Annotated in this window: 14 protein-coding genes; 3 read left to right on the top strand and 11 right to left on the bottom strand. The window is 34.2% G+C overall.

Translation table 11 applies throughout. The annotated features are described in order from the left end of the window. Position 1: 1 nt before the first annotated feature. From YWA_RS0109820 to radC, 4 genes are all read right to left on the bottom strand, one after another. Positions 2 to 499: a hypothetical protein gene (locus YWA_RS0109820; RefSeq protein ID WP_022828342.1), complete on the bottom strand. Its 498-nt coding sequence runs from the start codon at positions 497 to 499 to the stop codon at positions 2 to 4. Next, the gene (locus YWA_RS0109815) at positions 492 to 1742 is read right to left on the bottom strand and encodes an ABC transporter permease (protein WP_022828341.1); all 1251 of its coding nucleotides are present in this window, start codon (positions 1740 to 1742) and stop codon (positions 492 to 494) included. Before YWA_RS0109815 ends, YWA_RS0109820 begins: the two co-directional genes overlap by 8 nt. Beyond that, positions 1739 to 2365, bottom strand: coding sequence for an ABC transporter ATP-binding protein (locus tag YWA_RS0109810; protein WP_022828340.1), 627 nt, complete (start codon positions 2363 to 2365; stop codon positions 1739 to 1741). Before YWA_RS0109810 ends, YWA_RS0109815 begins: the two co-directional genes overlap by 4 nt. A gap of 81 nt (positions 2366 to 2446) precedes the next feature. Next, a complete protein-coding gene (gene radC / locus YWA_RS0109805) occupies positions 2447 to 3139 on the bottom strand; it encodes a RadC family protein (RefSeq protein ID WP_022828339.1) in 693 nt (230 codons plus the stop codon). Positions 3140 to 3213: 74 nt separating this feature from the next. Here radC and YWA_RS0109800 point away from each other — a divergent pair, with 74 nt between their 5' ends. Continuing rightward, on the top strand, positions 3214 to 3792 hold the full coding sequence (locus YWA_RS0109800; protein WP_022828338.1) for a DUF1287 domain-containing protein: 579 nt from the start codon (positions 3214 to 3216) through the stop codon (positions 3790 to 3792). Between the two features lie 54 nt (positions 3793 to 3846). Here the strand turns inward: YWA_RS0109800 and YWA_RS0109795 are convergent, their stop codons facing one another. Together YWA_RS0109795 and YWA_RS0109790 are read right to left on the bottom strand one after the other, a co-directional pair. Beyond that, positions 3847 to 5202, bottom strand: a complete 1356-nt coding sequence (locus YWA_RS0109795; RefSeq protein ID WP_022828337.1) for a UDP-N-acetylmuramate--L-alanine ligase — start codon at positions 5200 to 5202, stop codon at positions 3847 to 3849. A gap of 12 nt (positions 5203 to 5214) precedes the next feature. Continuing rightward, positions 5215 to 5898, bottom strand: a complete 684-nt coding sequence (locus tag YWA_RS0109790) for a tetratricopeptide repeat protein (RefSeq protein ID WP_022828336.1) — start codon at positions 5896 to 5898, stop codon at positions 5215 to 5217. A gap of 239 nt (positions 5899 to 6137) precedes the next feature. Here YWA_RS0109790 and YWA_RS0109785 point away from each other — a divergent pair, with 239 nt between their 5' ends. Both YWA_RS0109785 and YWA_RS15365 read left to right on the top strand, forming a co-directional pair. Further along, positions 6138 to 7913, top strand: coding sequence for a hypothetical protein (locus YWA_RS0109785; protein WP_022828335.1), 1776 nt, complete (start codon positions 6138 to 6140; stop codon positions 7911 to 7913). Beyond that, positions 7822 to 12645 (top strand): alpha-2-macroglobulin family protein, encoded by a 4824-nt coding sequence (locus YWA_RS15365; protein WP_157505329.1) that lies wholly within the window; start codon positions 7822 to 7824, stop codon positions 12643 to 12645. The genes YWA_RS0109785 and YWA_RS15365 overlap by 92 nt, the downstream gene beginning before the upstream one ends. A 61-nt stretch (positions 12646 to 12706) precedes the next feature. On the opposite strand, the gene YWA_RS0109775 is transcribed toward YWA_RS15365, so the two are convergent. The 5 genes from YWA_RS0109775 to menA all read right to left on the bottom strand — a co-directional run bounded on the left by YWA_RS0109775 (position 12707) and on the right by menA (position 19124). Then, positions 12707 to 14860: a S46 family peptidase gene (locus tag YWA_RS0109775; protein ID WP_022828333.1), complete on the bottom strand. Its 2154-nt coding sequence runs from the start codon at positions 14858 to 14860 to the stop codon at positions 12707 to 12709. Between the two features lie 153 nt (positions 14861 to 15013). Then, positions 15014 to 16063 carry an o-succinylbenzoate synthase gene (locus tag YWA_RS0109770; protein ID WP_026718724.1) on the bottom strand — a complete coding sequence of 350 codons (1050 nt, stop codon included), beginning with the start codon at positions 16061 to 16063 and terminating at the stop codon, positions 15014 to 15016. Between the two features lie 7 nt (positions 16064 to 16070). Further along, on the bottom strand, positions 16071 to 17273 hold the full coding sequence (locus tag YWA_RS0109765; protein WP_022828331.1) for a tetratricopeptide repeat protein: 1203 nt from the start codon (positions 17271 to 17273) through the stop codon (positions 16071 to 16073). Positions 17274 to 17457: 184 nt separating this feature from the next. Beyond that, complete coding sequence (locus YWA_RS0109760; protein ID WP_022828330.1) at positions 17458 to 18135, bottom strand: metal-dependent hydrolase; 678 nt, start codon at positions 18133 to 18135, stop codon at positions 17458 to 17460. 11 nt (positions 18136 to 18146) lie between these two features. Then, positions 18147 to 19124: a 1,4-dihydroxy-2-naphthoate octaprenyltransferase gene (menA, locus tag YWA_RS0109755; protein WP_022828329.1), complete on the bottom strand. Its 978-nt coding sequence runs from the start codon at positions 19122 to 19124 to the stop codon at positions 18147 to 18149. Between the last annotated feature and the right edge of the window lie 12 nt (positions 19125 to 19136).

The raw sequence follows: 19136 nt of genomic DNA, 5'->3' as shown, positions 1-19136 counted from the left end.
ATTATTTACCTTTTACAATTTCCGCATTATCAATATGGTAAATCCAATCTTCTACGTCGTTTTCATTGATGCGAAAAGTACCCACTAAAGTCACATATTGATCGGTTTTCAACTTTGGAGTACCACCTTTAAACTTAATTCCCATAATCGTTTCCGGACCCGCTTGGCCACAGAAAAAACAAGATGCAAAAACATTTTTACTTAATGCGAACGTGGTGTTGTCAATAGGAATTATAAAACCACTAATGGCTATTTTTTTACCTGCTTTTTGTTTCAATAATGGACTGACTTGTGGATACATTACTTCACCGTATTCTTTATCGGCTTTCTTGATGAATTTAATCATTCCTAAAAACTTCCAATTTATAGAATCAATTGGTGTTGTGATAAATTCTGATTGACTAAAATCTAACTTTTCAAATTTAGAAACCGAAACCTCTTTTGCGGAAGCAAAAAACGATGAGAGAAGTAAAGCGAAAAATAAAACTGATTTATGCATGAGCTAACGTTTTTGAAATATTAAGTCGGTATGCTTTTACAGCAGGAATTAAAGCTGCGATAACACCAACAAAAATAGTGGTTAAAAATAAAATTCCTTCTTCTTTTACGGCAAATTCAAACGGATTGAACGCCATTTTATAATCCTGTTCGGTTGATGTCGAAATGAAATACAATCCCAGTCGTCCAACAATTGTACCAAATACAAATCCAACAAAACATAATAATATGCTTTCAAAAAGCACTAAAATCAATAATTGTGATCTACTTGCTCCAGAAACCCGCATTAAAGCAAATTCATATTTACGTTCTTTTAAGGTATTGTATAAAGCGATAAAAATACTGATTCCTGAAATCAACATAATTCCGTAAGCCAAATATTGCAACGCATCAAGTCCAATTCCGAAAAGCGAAAACAATCTATTGATTTCAATTGCTGGAGAAGCAGCTTGCATATCTGTGTTTTGAGAAATTAGTCTTGGCCAAAGTACAAATCCCATTTTGTTCTTCAACTTAATTAAAACAGCAGTAATTTCGTGATTATCGTATTCAACAACATTTTCGTCGTGCTCATGATTGTCGCCTTCGTGATGTTCATGTGTTGTTGCAACAACAGTTTCAGCTTCTTCCTCGTGATTGTGAATGGCCCAAACACTTTCAATATTTGATAAAATTAAATTATCAATTACTTTCCCAGTCGAAGACGCAATTCCTTTCACCACGTACGGATGCTCTTCATGCACTTCTCCTTCAACAGCGTCTCCATGCGAACTAAAAAAGGTGTCTCCCACTTTCAAATTCATTTTTCGGGCAACTTCACTGCCTAAAACGACATCAAAGTTTTTAGTAAAAAGAACTCCTGAACTGATTTTCGTGTCGTATTTTGTAAGATAATCCGCTGTAGTTCCCAAGATTTTAAAACCACGATAATTATCACCAAAAGCTAGTGGAATTGCCGTTTTCACATACGGGTGTTTCATCCAAACCTTTGCTTCTTTGTAATTAATGTTTCCGGTTGGCGCGTCCATTTGGTACACGGATGAAAGTATCAATTGCATCGGACTTCCCTTCGCCCCAATGACTAAATCAACGCCATCAATATTGCTTGAAAATTGCTTTTCAAATTGTTTTTGTAATAAAATCAATAAAGAAATTATCGCGACACTTGCCGTCAATAAAATAATACTCAAAACTGTGTTGAGTGGTTTGAACCAAATGTTTTTCCATGCAATTTTAAAAATCATAATTCTATTGCGGTTTTAAAACGTTCTTTTAATCGCTGATCGTGCGTCACAATAATTAACGCCGAATTGTATTTTTGAGACAAATCAACTAATAAATCAGCTACAATTTCTGCATTTTGATCGTCTAAACTTGATGTGGGTTCGTCTGCTAAAAGTAATTTTGGTTCATTAATCAAAGCTCTCGCAATAGAAACCCTTTGTTGTTGACCAATACTCAATTGACTTGTTAATTTTGAAGCAAATTTTTCCATTCCCAAAAGCGACAAGAGTTCCTTCGCTTTTTCACGTTTCTTCGTTTTATCAGTTAGCCATGAAGCTAGTTCAATATTTTCTAAAACAGTTAGCGACGCGATGAAATGTGCTTTCTGCAGAATCAATCCAATATTTTGACCTCTAAAATGATCTAACTTTTTAGAAGAAAGTCCACAGATATCAGTAGAATTTATTTGAATTGAACCGGAAGTTGGCTTTAAAAGTCCGCCTAACAAATGTAAAAGGGTTGTTTTTCCTTTACCAGAAGCTCCCGTAATAAGTAACGTTTCATTCGAATTACAACGCAAATCAGGAAACTGAAATTGCGTTTCAGAATTGTATTGAAAGACTACGTTTTCCGTATGTATCATCTAAAATTGCGTAATTTTTTTGAGTCGGCAATATAACCAAACTTGAAAAAATTTAGCAGCTATTTAACGTAAGTTTCATACTTACATCATTCCCTCATCCGCGAAACTTAAATAGCCAGCATTAGTAATAATCAAATGATCTAAAATATTGATTTCAAGTAATTTTCCTGCCTCTTTTATCTTTTTCGTAATTTGTTTGTCGGCGTGACTTGCTTGCAAAATTCCCGAGGGATGGTTGTGACAAAGAATAATACTTACAGCATTTTGTTCAAAAGCAGTTTTAAAAACAATTCGACTATCCACCACAGTTCCTGTGATTCCGCCTTTACTCAACTGCGATTTATACATGACTTTATTGGAATTACTCAAATACAAAACCCAAAATTCTTCGTGTGGCAATTCGCCAATGAAGGGTTGCATGATATCGTAAACGGATTTACTTGAAGTGATTTTCTTTAATTCCACTTCTTCTTCTGAACCTCGACGGCGTCCAAGTTCCATTGCAGCAAGAATTGTAACGGCTTTCGCTTCACCAATTCCTTTAAATTCGGTGAGTTGTTTGAACGTCATTCTTCCCAAGGCTTTCAAGTTTTCGACTTTTGATAAAATACGTTTGCTCAAATCAACGGCGCTTTCGTTCCGACTTCCGGAGCCAATTAATATCGCTAAAAGTTCGGCATCGCTTAAAACTTGTTTGCCTTTCAACATTAATTTTTCACGAGGTTTATCGTCTTCGGCCCATTGGCTGATTGGAAAAGAAGTTTGTGGTTCCATGGCTTATACTTATTATATATTATACTAAATTCAATATTCAGTCGTTTAAAACCTGAATATCAACCACTAAAATAATGAAATTACTTTACAGTTTAAGTTTTTTGCTGCTAATTTCATCTTGGAATCAAGAAAAAAGTTTTCAGCAGAAATTAGCAGATGCTGCAATCAGCTTGACGAAAGACCGAGTGGTTTATAATGGCGCTTACGTTTCTATTCCGTACCCAAACGGCGACGTTCCAACAACTCAAGGCGTTTGTACAGATGTAATTATTCGAGCTTACCGAAAGTTGGGAATTGATTTGCAAAAAGAAGTTCATGTTGACATGAAGTCAAATTTCTCAAACTATCCAAAAACTTGGGGATTGAAGAAAACGGATACGAATATTGACCATCGACGTGTACCAAATTTAGAAACGTTTTTCACTCGAAAAGGGCAAAAGTTAGCGGTAACAAAAAATGCATCTGATTATAAAACGGGTGAAATGGTCACTTGGATGATTAATGACAAAATGCCACACATTGGGATTATTACGCATTTAAAGTCAAACGATGGTAAACGATTTTTGATTGTTCATAATGTAGGAGGTGGACAAGTTTTAGAAGATTGTTTGTTCAAATATAAACTTGTCGGTCACTATAAATACAAGAAATAAAAAAGCCAACTAACAAAAAATTAATTGGCTTTAAAACTATAAATTGAGCTAAATTTAAGAAATCATTCCCTTCACCTCATCAAAATTTAAACCACCGTAATTACCAGAACTCATCAATAACAAAGCGCTTTCTTTTAAATCATACTCGCGCAAAAATCCTTTAAATTCTTCCGGATTTGTATAAATTATTAAATCGTTTCGTTTAAATGCTTCCGAAATTTGATCATAAGTTACTTCTTCAAGTTGTTTTATTTTTACAGCGTCTGGCGAATAAAAAACAACAGCAACATCTGCAGCATCTAAAGCGCCTTCGTATTCTTTTAAAAACTCGGCGTTCAAACTACTGTACGTATGCAATTCTAAACAAGCCACCAATTTCCGGTTTGGATATTGCGCTTTTACGGCTTCTGTGGTTGCTTTTACTTTACTTGGTGAATGGGCGAAATCTTTATAAGCAACTGCAGTTTTGGTTTCAGCGATTTTTTCTAAACGTTTCGAAGCTCCTTTGAAAGTGGCAATTGCTTCGTAAAAATCAGCTTCGTCCACTCCCATGTTCTGACAAATCCATTTGGCTCCAGCCAAATTATTTAAATTATGTGCGCCAAAAACCTCAATTGGCATTGGACCTTCTGGTGTTGACAATAAAGTCGTTCCATCTTCAACTGTGTAATCTGGAGTTTTATAAGCAATTTTACGAATTGGATTTGTAGCGTTTTCAGCCACTTTTTTCACTTCAGCGTCGTCTTCGTTATAGACTAGAATTCCGCCATTTGTAATTTTCTTTATGAAAATTTCAAATTGCTCTACATAAAAATCATAGGTTGGAAAAACATTAATATGGTCCCAAGCGATTCCCGAAATTAAGGCAATATTGGGTTGGTACAAATGAAATTTTGGACGAAGATCAATTGGTGAAGACAAATATTCATCGCCTTCTAAAACAATAAAATCATTTTCTTTAGTCAAATGAACCATCGTATCAAAACCTTCCAATTGAGCGCCAACCATATAATCGACTTCAATATTATGGTAATGCATCACGTGCAAAATCATCGAAGTAATAGTGGTTTTTCCATGAGAACCACCAATCACCACACGTGTTTTATTTTTAGATTGTTCAAATAAAAATTCGGGATACGAATAGATCTTCAAGCCCAATTCTAGTGCTTTTAGCAATTCAGGATTGTCTGCTTTTGCATGCATTCCAAGAATTACTGCATCAATTTCAGAACTGATCTTTTCGGGAAACCAACCCATTTCTTCAGGCAACAAGCCTTTTTTATCCAAACGCGCTTTTGAAGGTTCAAAAATCGCATCGTCGCTACCGGTTACTTGATCTCCTTTTTGGTGTAAAGCCAAAGCTAAATTGTGCATGGCACTTCCGCCAATTGCTATAAAATGAGTTCTCATTTTTTAATTTTTTTATTTATCAAAAGCCAACTTTAAAGCTTCCGCTTTTTTAGTTTGCTTTAATTTATTGGTGTACAAATTGTATAGTTTCTGAAAAGTAGTTTGCGATTTTCCAATTTCAAACGCTATTTTATACTCGATTTCAGCTTTTAAATAGCGACTAAAATATTCCTGAATATAACCACGAGCTAAATATCCATCAACTGGCGAAATAGCTAAAAGTTCGTCGCTGTATTTCTGTGCTTTTTTCTCGCTTCCGCCAAGAATTCCCGGAACTTGCAAATAAAACTCAATCAAAGCCCAACGAGCATCAATGTGTTTCGCATCTAGTTGAACAGCGTTTAGAAAAGCTTTCTCAACATCGCCAACCAAACCTAAAGCTGCAATCTTACTTCCCTCCTTTGCTTTCATTCCTAAAGCACCGCCGTATTTATAGTGGTAATTCGCTTCTTTTGGATTTGAATTTTTTAGTTTTTCGTAATAATTCAATGCTAAATTCCAATCTTTATAATGTCCTGCGATGTCACCTAAATATTCGATTGCCTTGTAATTATCGGGTTCCGACTTTACAATTTTTTCAAAAATAGGTTTCGCCAAAGCGTATTTCTCTTGTTTAAAAAGCATTTCGGCCCGATTAAAATCAGATGCATTCATTTTTACAGCAAATAAAAGTAGAAAAATAATTAAAGTTCGCATTGAAAATTATTTAGTTTCAAAAATACTAAATTGCAGTTGAATATCATTTGGTTTTCAGAAATGATTCTTGTAAAGTGACGGTAAATATGTTGAATTTTTACAGTATTTCATTTTCAATATTAATAAGCCACTTCATTCAATCAATTAAAATTAATATCTTACGTGGGTTTAAAAAACAGCTCTAAAAATAAAGGCTGTGCTTTGCCTTACTTTCACACAATGCCAACTAACGCAATTTTATGAAAAAATATATTTTACTGATTTTCCTGTTTTCATTTTCAATCAGTTTCGCACAAGATTATCATGCAGAATGGCGCGAAGTAATGAAATACGAATTGGATGGAAAAGTTAAATCAGCAAGCGAAGTAGTTGATAAAATTTATAAAAAAGCGAAACGTAAAAACGTAGAAGACCAAATTATCAAATGTTTTTTCTACAAATCCAAGTTTTTAAAAGTTCGCGATGAAAATGCACAATCTATCATAATCAAAAACATAATTGAAGAAATTGCAATTTCAAAAGATAGTAAAAAAGCACTTCTCAACTATATTTATGTAAACATTCTTGAAAATTACTACGAGCGAAATCGGTATGTGATTAATAAACGAACAAATTTAGCAGTCACGGACTCTAGAGATTTTCTAACATGGACTCAAAATGATTTTGAAAAAGAAATTAGTAAAGTGTATTCATTATTACTGAAAGACGAAATACAACTTCATGAAGTTTCCATTAAAGAGTACAGTTCGATTTTTGAAATCTCACCTTACACCGATGCTAAGAAATGGTCGGTTTACGATTTTCTGCAGGATAAAACTTTGAAGTATTACTTTTATGATTTGGAAGATTTCAATGAGAAAAATTCGACAAAAATCATTTCGATTCTGCTATCGGATTCAAAGGAATTTGAGAAACTCAATGCTGATACAATTTCAAATATAGAATTAAAAAACATTGTTGAAATTTTTCAAAAAAATGAAAAGTACGTTTTAAAAAATAGTCCCAAAGAAATTCATTCGTTGCAATATGACCGCATGAATCGGTTTTCAAAATTCATAGAAGACAAAGAATTTTATTTTTCCCAGCTCGCAATTTTGCAAAAGGAAACTACAGACTTATACCTCCTTCAGGATATCAAAGTTGACTTTGCAAATCACTATTATAATTCAACCACTAAAATCAGTGAGAAAAACTATTATACAGCAGTTTTATCGCTTATTGAATCGGTTTTAAATCAAAAAGAAAATCCGAGTGCGAAAGCAAATATGGAAATTCTAAAAGAAAAAATTCTTAAAAAAAGAATTAGCATCTACTTAGAAGATGCCTTTTATCTGAATCAAAATTACCGCGCCTTCGTGACCTTCAAAAATGTGGATACGATTAAGGTAAATTACTATAAAATCCCAGTTTCAATGTACTCGGAGTTGCAACTTCGAAGACCTTATTACGAAAACAATAACGCAAAAAGCATCAATCATGATTCGCTGGTTTTAAATTATATTGAGAATAATAAAGCAGTAAAAAGCACAGTTAAAGTGCTACCCAATAAAACAGACTATTTCGAGTACACTACCGAAATTCTCATGGATAATTTAGACATGGGACATTATTTAATTTTCTTTGAAACAAAAAATCCATATTACACTTCCCAACCTGCTTACGCTTTCAAGTCCATTCAAATTTCGAACATTAATTTTGTTCAACAAGAAAACAATGATTTTGATACGTTTAATTTATTGGACAGAAAAACTGGAAAACCAATTGAAAATGCAACTATCAAAAACGACACGTCGTCCGTCAGATCAGACAAAACTGGAAAAGCAAATTTTAAATTAACGGAAAAGAACTCAAATTCATACAGCGATTTGTTTTTTATAAAGGAAAGAGATACGCTTTATACAACGTATGTAAAAAGCACAACGCGTGAATCGCAAGACGACGAAAATTTTGATGCGAAGTCTATGGTTTTTTTTCGACAGAGCCATCTATCGACCGGGACAAAAAGTGTTTTTTAAAGGATATATGTTTCAAAATAAAAACAATGTAAAAAGCGTTGTTCCTGACTTGACCGTACATGTAATAATTGAGAATGCTAATAATGATGAAGTTAAAACATTCGAATTAAAAACGAATGAATTTGGAAGTTTCACGGGTGAATATGAAATTCCAAAAAACGTACTTACTGGTCAATTTAGAATGAAAATTGAAGAACCAGAAGACTCTAAAATTGACAGCAAATACTACGACAAGAAGGAAGATGAACATTCATTTTGGGATAAGGCTGACTATGATGATTATCAAAGTTTTAAATTTCAAGTGGAAGAATATAAACGACCGACATTTGAAATCTTATTTGATAAAATAACCGAGAATTACACGCTTGGTGATTCAATTACATTAAAAGGAACAGCGAAAACTTTTGCGGGAAGCAATTTGACAAACGCCAAAGTATCCTATACATTTTCAAAAAATGTGCATTCAAATAAAAATTACTTTGATGATAATTCTAATAATAGCACATGTGAAACTACTACAGATGAAAACGGTAATTTCGAAATCAGATTTAGGGCAAGTCATGACTCTATTCCCGACTCACACATAAAAGCTATTCATTTTCAAATAAAAGCTACAATTACTGATTTAAATGGAGAAACAAGAACGCAGTCAACTGTTATTATTGTAGGACAAGAAATGCTGAAATTAAACTTTAATATTAATTCAGAACTTCTGCAGGAAGATAAAAACACATTGGAAATTTTAGCCACAACTTTGAATGATTTTCCAATTAAAGCAAAAGGAACAATCACCTTTATTGAACAAAATAAAAAAGAATTTCTAATTAAAAAGGAGCGATTTCCTGAATTAAATACTATTGATAGAATAGAATTCGAACGTTTATTTCCCAACGAAGCTTACGATAAAAAAGATATTGAAATAACTGAGAACGAAGTAAAGACTATACCTTTCAACACAGAAAAATCTACTATTATCGACTTGTCTTTTCTCAAAAATTTTAATTTGACCAATTACAAGATTGTTTTAAAAGCGAATGACCAAAAAGGCAATGAAATTAGTAAAGACCGAACATTTAAATTAATTTCAAAGAACAAGAAAGCAGATCATAATTCGCTTTTTAATTATAGTCAAATTGAATCTGACAAAAATAATTATACTTTCGAAACTAGATCTGTCATACCTGATTTATACATTACCACCCGAATGTTTGATGGTAGTAGCGAAATTTCAGAAACAGTAATTCAGCTAAATAAAGGATATGCTCTACTAAAAATTCCTAGGAAAGTTAATCTTGCAAACGACATTCAATTTCACTTTTCTTCTTTTTGGGAAAACACTTATTTTTCAGACCAAATTACGATTGCAAAAGCAGAGATTAAAAACCAATTAGATTTCGAAATGGTCAGTATGCGGAATAAAATTGAACCAGGAAGTCTTGAAAATTGGTCATTCGTTCTTAAAAATTCTAAAATGCAGTCGGAAGTTTTAGCGAGTATGTACGACACTTCTCTAGATCAATTTGCCACAAGCAACTGGACGTTAAGAGACTTTTACAGAAGAAACCAATTCCCATCAGTTAATTACAAGACAAGCAATTGGTACAACAACACGGTTGGTTTTAGAAATTTATATTTCACCACAAATTACTACAATACGGCAAACTTCAGTCCTGAACTTAATTGGTTTGGGTTTTCATTCGCTGATGCTAACAAGTATATAAATGAACAATATTTAAAAAAAGTGAGTCAAACCGCTTCTATTCCGCAAAATGCTAAGTTGATTCAAGGTTTAGTTTCAGGGTTTTCCGAAGCGTTAGCAGGTGCAGTTATAGCAGTGGAAGGTACCAAGCGATTTGTGGTAAGTGATTTTGATGGTCAGTTTAAAATTGATGTTGCAATAGGAGAGGTTTTAATAATTAGTTATATTGGATTTAAAACAGTTTACATAACTATTGATAAAAACCAAAGTTTAAATGTTGTTCTTGAAGAAGGCGATGACAATAACTTAGACGAAGTGTTCATAACAAGCACTGGCTACAGCAGAACGAGAACTAAAAACGAAACTTCATCTGCAGTGACTGTTTCCTCTGAAACGATTCGGCACAATGTTTCGTTTTTAGAGAGCCTTGCTGGAAGTGCTCCTGGCTTAACTATCTTATCTGCTTCGGGACAACCAGGTTCTGCTAAAATTGAACAATTTATCCGAGGGGCTTCTTCAACAAATAGCAGTAACGAACCGTTAATTGTTGTCGACGGCGTTCCTATTTCTCCAGAAGCTTTCCGGAATTTAAATCAAGCTGAATTTATTTCTGTAGCTGTTTTAAGAGATGCTGCCGCTACTTCAATTTATGGCAGTCAAGGTAAAAATGGAGTTCTTGTGATTACTACTAAAAATGAAATGAAAGCATTAGAACAAGTTAAAACTCGAACTAATTTTGATGAAACAGCATTCTTCTACCCTAACCTGACCACAGACTCAAAAGGTAATATCAACTTCAGCTTTACTACTCCAGAATCTTTAACTAAATGGCGTTTACGATTATTTGGTCACAATAAGAAAGCAGAGATGGGTTACTTTCAGAAAGATATTATTTCGCAGAAAGACATTATGGTTATGCCAAATATGCCAAGATTTGTAAGAGAAAAAGACCTGATTCAGTTTTCGACCAAAATCGTAAATATGACAAATGAAACAAAATCTGGAAACGCTATTTTATTACTTTTTGATGCGGCAACTAATACTGCAATTGATTCCATCACAATGAATTCTGACAATGTTAAACCATTTAATTGTAAAGCTAAAGAAAGTGTTTCTGTAAATTGGACAGTTACCATTCCTGAAGACGTTCAAGGTTTACGCTATAAAGTGATTGCAAAATCAGGAACAGTGAGCGACGGTGAAGAAAATATTGTACCCGTTTTAACTGATAAAATTCTGATTACTGAAAGCATTCCGATTTGGTTGAAAGGAAATACGAAACGAGAATTCACAATCGAAAATCTCACGAATAATACGTCAACGACTTTGCAAAATCATGCGTTAACTTTTGAATATACGTCAAATCCGGTTTGGATTGCATTACAATCGTTACCTTATTTGATGACGTATGAACACGAATGTTCCGAACAAGTTTTTGCAAAATATTACGCCAACTGTATTGCTGAAAAAATTATTTCAACGAATCCGAAAATGGAGCATTTATTCAAAAAATGGAAAGATGACAAATCTGTTGTTTCGAAATTGAAGATGAATGAAGAACTCAAATCAATCGTAATCGCTGAAACACCTTGGTTATTCGACACAGAATCGGACGCGGAGAAAAATAAGCGATTGGCAATCTTAATGGATTTGAATACTTTAAAGCAAAACAATTCGGAGACGTATAAAAAACTGGAAGATAAAATGCTGCCAAGTGGCGGTTTTCCTTGGTTTAGCGGTGGAACGGAAGACCGTTATATTTCGCAATATATATTAACTGGAATTGGACATTTGATTAGTTCATTTCCTGATGATAGTTTGAAATATAAAACAATTGTTTCAAAAGGAATTCCAAATTTGGACAGCAAGTTTGTTGCTAATTATTCGAAAAAAAATAAAATAATTAGACCTTCAACTTTGGATTTAAATTATTTATACACACGAAGTTTTTATTTGAAAGATTATTCCGTTTCGACGAACACAGATTCTTTAATTCAGTTGCAATTAAAACAATGCAAAACAGATTGGCTTTCTTATTCACTGTATGAAAAAGGTTTGTTAGCATTAATTATGAATCGTTTTAATGAAAAAGACTTTGCCAAAAAAGTTATTGCAAGTCTAAAAGAAACGGTTTCCAATAACGATAAAATTGGCATGTATTGGGTTGAAAATAATTCAGGTTACAGTTGGTATCAATCTAGCATTGCGACACAAGCATTATTGATTGAGGCTTTCGCCGAAATTGACAAAGACACCAAAACGATTGACGCTATGAAAGTCTGGCTGATTAAAAACAAGCAGACGAATCGTTGGTCTTCTACAAAATCAACTACAGAAGCCGTTTATGCATTGATGAGTCAAGGAAGTGATTTGACTTCGCTAAAAGAAAACACTAAAATTAAAATTGGAGACGAGAAATTATTTACACAAAAAATCTCGAACAAAGAGGAAGAACAAAATGCAGGCTATTTAAAAATTCAATATCAGGCAGAAGAAATAACTCCAAAAATGGGCAGTATTTCTATAGATAATAAGTCAAATGTTGCTGGTTTTGGTGGATTGTATTTGCAATATTTTGAATCTTTAGCAAACATCAAGAAAGATTCGACTCAAGCTATTTCAATTGATAAAAAGTTGTTTAAAAAAGTTAACACTTCAAAAGGAGAAGAATTGATTGCGATTTCAAACGAAAATTTGAAAGTGGGTGATTTATTGACTGTTCGCTTAGTAATTAAAACCGAAAATGATTTAGAGTTTGTTCATTTGAAAGACTTACGTGCTTCGTGTTTAGAACCCGTCGATGTGATTTCAAAATACGAATGGAAAGGAAATTTCAGTTATTACAAAAGCACAAAAGATGTTTCTACCAACTTCTTTTTCGACCGATTACAAAAAGGAACTTACATCGTAGAATACGATTTGAGAGTGACCAATCTAGGAAATTTCAATAATGGAATTTCGACTTTTCAAAGCATGTATGCTCCAGAGTTTTCGGCACATTCCGAGAATAGCAAAGTAATAGTGAAAGAGTAAAAACAAGAAACCCGAAAGCATTTCTACTTTCGGGTTTCTTAAATTATACTTCTGACGTAAATTACTTCACAATTGTCATTTCGTCAATGATGTGTTTAGCACCCGCGTATTTGTCAATAATCCAAAGTACGTAACGAATATCAACGTTAATTGTTCTTTGTAATTTTGGGTCAAAGATAACGTCACCAGCCATAGCTTCAATGTTTCCGTCAAATGCAAGACCAATTAATTCTCCTTTTCCGTTTAATACTGGAGAACCTGAATTTCCACCTGTAATGTCATTATCCGTCAAAAAGTTGATTGGCATGAAACCTTCTTTATCGGCATATTGACCGTAATCTCTTGCTTTGTTCATTTCGATAATTTTGGTTGGCATATCAAATTCGGCATCGCCTTTTTTGTATTTCTTTACCATTCCGTCCATTGTCGTATAGTTGTTGATTTTCGCATCGTTGCGTTTATCAGCTGGCAAAGCTCTAACTTTTCCATAAGTCAAACGAAGTGTTGAGTTTGCATCTGGATAACTAATTGGATTTAATTTAGATTCTCTCAAACCTTCTACCAAAAGTCTAAATGCTTTTTGAAAATCATTATCTAAAGCAGCTAATTCATCTGATTTCGCACGGTATTGCGTCATCAAATCTGATGAAATTTGAAACAAAGGATCATTCTTAATTACTTCCGCATCTGGATTTTTTAAATAGTTTTCTAATTTTTCTTTACTTGAAAACACACTTTTTTCAACTGCATCATTTACAAGTTTTGTAAAATCACCGTTGTTCTCTGCTTTCAATTTGGCAATCATTGTAGGCAATCCGTAAGCTGCACCTTTTGCTGCATATAAATTCAATTGAGCTGCCAAAACATCTCTTTCTAAAGGAGCATAAAATTCAGAATATGCATTCTCAATTGCATCATTAAAACGAGGTAACATTTCTGCTCTTTTCGCTTCATTTTCTGCAGCATATTGCATCAAACCATTTCCAAAATTAGCCGGCATCGCTCCATAAGCTGAAGTTCGCAACAATTGCATTAAGTAACTGTCGTGGCTTGATTTTTTGTCTGTAGCGTTGTAATATTTGTTGATAGTTGCAATTACGTTTCCGTATTTCGCTTTGTTTGCTGATTTATTAGCCCATTTATTAAATTTAGCTTCTTGGCCCGCTTTTGTTTTTGCAGTACCAAATTTTGTCAACGCGTCAATCATTCCCTGACGGTTCTTCCAATAATTTGCTGTTCCTGCAAATTTAGACGCATACATTAAATTCACAGTTTCGTTCTGTGTCATGTATTTTTTCATGTTGTCCATTCCTACTTTTGCACCTTCAACCCAAGCCGGATAAGCAAACTTAACGTTTTGCTCAATTCCACCAGCCGGCATCCAACGGTTTGTACGACCTGGATAACCTAAAATCATTGCGAAATCATTTTCTTGAACTCCTTTTAAACTTATAGGTAAATGGTGTTTTGGTTGCAAAGGCACGTTCTCTGCAGCATATTCTGCAGGATTTCCATCTTTATCTGCATACACTCTGAACATTGAGAAATCTCCTGTATGACGTGGCCATTCCCAGTTGTCAGTGTCTCCACCAAATTTTCCAACACTTTCTGGAGGCGTTCCAACTAAACGAACGTCTGTATAATCTTGATAAACAAAATAGTAATATTCATTTCCTTGAAAGAACGGACGAACAGAAACCGTATATTTTCCACCCTCGTCATTCTCTTTCTGGATTTTTGCCATTTCCTGATTTAACGCTTTTTCACGCTCAGCTTCAGTCATTTTCTCGTTAACAACCGCTAACATTCTTTTTGAAACGTCGTCCATACGAACAAAGAATCGAACGTATAATGATTTAGGTTTCAATTCGTCTTTTTTAGACGCTGCCCAAAATCCATTTTTTAAATAATTTTGCTCTTCACTTGATAATTCTGCAATCGCATCATATCCACAGTGGTGATTGGTCAAAACCAAACCTTGATTCGAAACAATTTCAGCAGTACAACCTCCGTTGAATTGCACAATAGCATCTTTCAAACTTGAATTGTTTACGCTGTAAATTTCCTCTGCAGTCAATTGAAGTCCCATTTTCTGCATATCTCTGTGATTTAAACGTTCGATGAACATCAAAAACCACATTCCTTCGTCGGCCTTAACCGTTGCCGGAATTACCATTATCGAAAGGGTAACGAATAAAATAATTTTTTTAAACATGTGTGAATTAATTAAATAGTTAGTCATTCGCAAAAACAAGAATCCTTGTTTTTTGCGGTGCTAATATAGGACTTCTAAATAAGTTGATTTGCTTTATCGTTTGCAAACTAACACGTTTGCGTAGTATTTAACTTTTCTTTTAGAATTGCGAATCTAAAAATTGAAATTTGGAAGATTAATTGACCACTTAAAATCTGAATTATACCACAACTGACCTTCTTTTACTTCCAATGGCGAATCGAAATTATTAGTATATAAACCACCTGTTCCCAAACCTTGAGGCATTGGCGATTGAAGTACGAATGTAAATTGTGCAATCGCATTCAAACCGATATTACTTTCCAAAGCGGAAGTAATCCACCAACCTATTTTATATTTTTCAGCGAGCGTAATCCATTCTTGTGTGCCCTGAAAACCGCCAACCAAGCTTGGTTTAAGAATAATGTATTGTGGTTTAATTTCTTGTAAAATTCGTTCTTTGTCGTCAAGCGAAAAAATCCCGATTAGTTCTTCATCCAATGCAATCGGGAAAGGAGTTTGTTTACACAACTCTGCCATTTCAGCAATTTGATGTTGCTTAATGGGTTGTTCAATGCTGTGTAAATCGAATTGATGCAGTTGATTTAATTTTGAAAGTGCTTCTTCTGGCGAAAATCCTCCATTTGCATCTACCCGAATTTCAATTGTTTTTGCATCAAAATGCGTTCGGATGAATTGCAGCAATTCGAGTTCTTTATTGAAATCAATAGCGCCAATTTTAAGTTTGATGCAGTTAAAACCTTCTGCAATTTTCTGCTCAATTTGTTCCTTCATGTAAGAAGGTTCGCCCATCCAAACTAGGCCATTTATTGGAATGCTTTTTTTGTTTGTTGTGAAGTCTGACGGGAATAACTCCAAAGGATTTTCACTTTCTAACGATAAAAAAGCCATTTCTACGCCAAATTGAATGGAAGGAAATTCAGTTAAGCCGTCGTATAAATTTTGCTTTCCCAAGTGAATATTATCACAAACCCATTGCAGCTTTTCTTCATAATCCGGTCGGTCGTCAATGCTTAAACCCCGAAGAATCCCGGATTCACCAATTCCCTTCTTACCTTCTCTTTCAAGAATCAAGAACCAAGTTTCTTTTTGTGTCAAAATACCTCGGGAAGTTCCCGAAGCTCTTTTAAAATCCAACACATATTTTTGATAACGTGCTACAATCATGTCTTTACTCTTGAATCAACTTTAAAATGCGCTCAAAATTATCCGACTGAATTCCAGCTGTTTTCATTTCCGAAAAATCAGCTTTCGTGCGATCGATCCAACTTTCCGTAGCCGAAACATTCTGGTTTTTATATTTTTTATGCAGCGTTCTAGCCTCACTGTATTCGTCGTTTAACAAGTACGCATGTGCTAAATTCAATTGGATCAGCAATTCTGATTCATCCATTTTCTCGGCTTCTTTCAACACTTTTATCGCTTTACCATATTGTTTTGAATAGATATAATAAGTACCCAACGCGTTATAATCAGCAGCTTTTCCATTGCCGTTATCGATCAATCCCACTTGCAGCAAGCGAATTGCTTTGTCGTATTTTTTATCAATAAAGTGCTGAAACGAATTTACCCGAACACTGTTTAAAATCGTTTGATTTTCTGCTTTGTTTAGGAGGCATTTTGCCCCAAAATCTTTATACGCTTTTGATTTTTCAGCTGCCAAAAGTTTCTGGTATTCAGGAAACGTATATTTCTGAACAAACTGGTCTAAAATACAAACGCAAAAATCATTTGAATTTCCCATTAATTCAGCCAGGTCAGAAGTTTTGCACAAATCTAAAATGGATTTTTTGTTCGCTTGACTCCAACCTTTACTCAATTTATAATCAACCCAAGGCACAACTTCTAAAACAATTTTTTGTTTCATGAGCCAGTTCTTACTCTCAAAAGCAAACCAGATATTCTGAGCATTTGCCTTCAAACATTTTGAAGTTTCTATTGAAAACAATTTCGCTTCCTTACTCAAAGGCGTGTTTTGAACATAACAAGCAGCATCAGATGTACCTGAATCCTTATATTTTTTGGCATTGTCCTCTGACGAAAACAACGCATAGGTACATTTATCGTCGCCTGAAATCTTTGACATCAAGAAAACGGCTCCAGCGGAACCTTGACTGATTCCTGAAGGATCAGGAACTGATTTCAATAAAGAAACCAAGCTGGTTGCTAATTGCTGGTTGTCGTCTAACAAAGTAATTCGGTAAATAATTTCAGTAGTTCCTTTGGGAAAATCTTCAGATTTGACTGAAACTCGATTTCCAGCACTCAAAGAAATTTCTTTTGTAGTTACGCGAGCTTTGTCCCAATATCCCGTTTGCTGAGCGGAAATTGAGATCGTGAAAAAGAAAAGTAGTATTAAAAATGATGATTTCATAAAATCCTGAAAATTATTAAATAGCCCCGATTACCTCACTTTACCCTTATTTTATCTGTGTTCAGTGAATGCTTCACATTTGCAGCGGAAATCTTCTTGTTCCGGGGTTCGGAACGAGAAGATTGAAGTGTAAAGCGGGAAAATGGAACCCAAAAAAAGCCCAAGCCATCCGCTCCAAAAAATATTACAATTCGATTGAAGCACCAATTTCCAGCAACATCAGATCTTTTCCTGCATCAAAAAACTTTTTAACTGCTTCTTGATGGTCAATTTCGATATAACCAAAAGTATCAAAATGATACCCTAAAATCTTGTCGCATTCGACAAAATCGGAAGCGATAATCGCATCTTCAACATCCATTGTAAAGTTGTTTCCGATAGGTAAAATTGCTAAATCTAGATTTGTACGAAGTGGAATCAACTGCATGTCAAAGGTTAACGCTGTGTCTCCGGCAATGTAAATATTTTTATGTTCGCCTTCAATAACAAAACCACCTGGATTCCCGCCGTAACTGCCGTCAGGAAAACTACTGGAATGAATAGCTTGTACAAATTTCACTTTTCCGAAGTCAAAATTCCAACTTCCACCGTGATTCATAGGATGTGTTTTAAATCCTTTTTTATCGTAATAACCGGTAATTTCTGCGTTTGAAACGATTGTCGCATTCGTGTTTGAAGCAATTGTTTCTACATCTGCAATGTGATCTCCATGAGCGTGCGTTAGTAGAATGTAATCTGCTTTTAAAGCATTGACATCAATATCAGAAGCTTTTGGATTTGGAGAAATATAAGGATCAACAATAATGTTTTTGCCAGCGATTTCAATTGCTAAAGAAGCATGTCCGTAAAATGTTATTTTCATGTTTTGGAAATTTATACGTTATCAACTACTAAATCTGAAAGTAAATAAATTAAACTCAACGACAGCAAAATGGCCAAAAGAAATGTGCTGATTGCTAATTTTTTTAATTCTGGATCTAATAGTTTTGAATTTTTATTTTTATAAACTGTGATCAAATGACTGATTAGCGGAAAATATGCAACGATGAAAAAATACGTGTCAAAGTTGAATTTTTCAGGCTCGACGTCTTTATTAAAATCGATGTAAATTGCAAAAATCAGCACTAAAACCATAGCAGAAACTATTAGAAAATAATGATATTTCTTTGCTGCTTCAATTCCAATCTTAACTACAACCGTGTTTTTATTGGACATTTTATCAGATTCAATGTCTCGCATATTATTCAAATTTAATACACCAACACTCAAAAAACCGATTGCGACTGCAGGTAAAACCAGTAACCAATCAAGCTGTTTTGAATATAAAAAGTTAACACCTAACGTACTTACAAGTCCAAAGAAAATAAACACAAATAAGTCTCCATATCCTGAATAACCGTAAGCTGTATTTCCCACCGTATACCGAATTGCCGAAATAATTGCTAAAATTCCGAGTACTAAAAATATAAGCGAGTACCAAATGTAGTCAATGCCAAATGCAAAATAAATCAGCAGTATGGCAGAAATGAATGTTAAAACCGAGGTGATAACAATCGCTCTTTTCATAGATGCGGCCGAAATAACGCCACTTTGAATGGCACGTTTTGGACCCACTCGGTGTTCGTTATCGGTACCTTTAATTCCATCTCCATAATCGTTCGCAAAATTAGATAAAATTTGCAATCCTAAAGTTGTCAACATCGCGAAACCAAATAATTGCCAATTAAAAACCTCTGTTGGCGTCAAGATATTATCTGTAGGATAAGCCAGTGCATACATACTTCCTAAAATTATTCCCGAAACCGAAAGTGGTAAGGTTCTCACTCGAGCTGCTTCAATCCAATGTCTCATATAGTTTTTATT

This window comes from Flavobacterium antarcticum DSM 19726, assembly GCF_000419685.1.
Lineage (GTDB): Bacteria > Bacteroidota > Bacteroidia > Flavobacteriales > Flavobacteriaceae > Flavobacterium > Flavobacterium antarcticum.
This window is presented reverse-complemented; position numbering and strand designations above follow the sequence as displayed.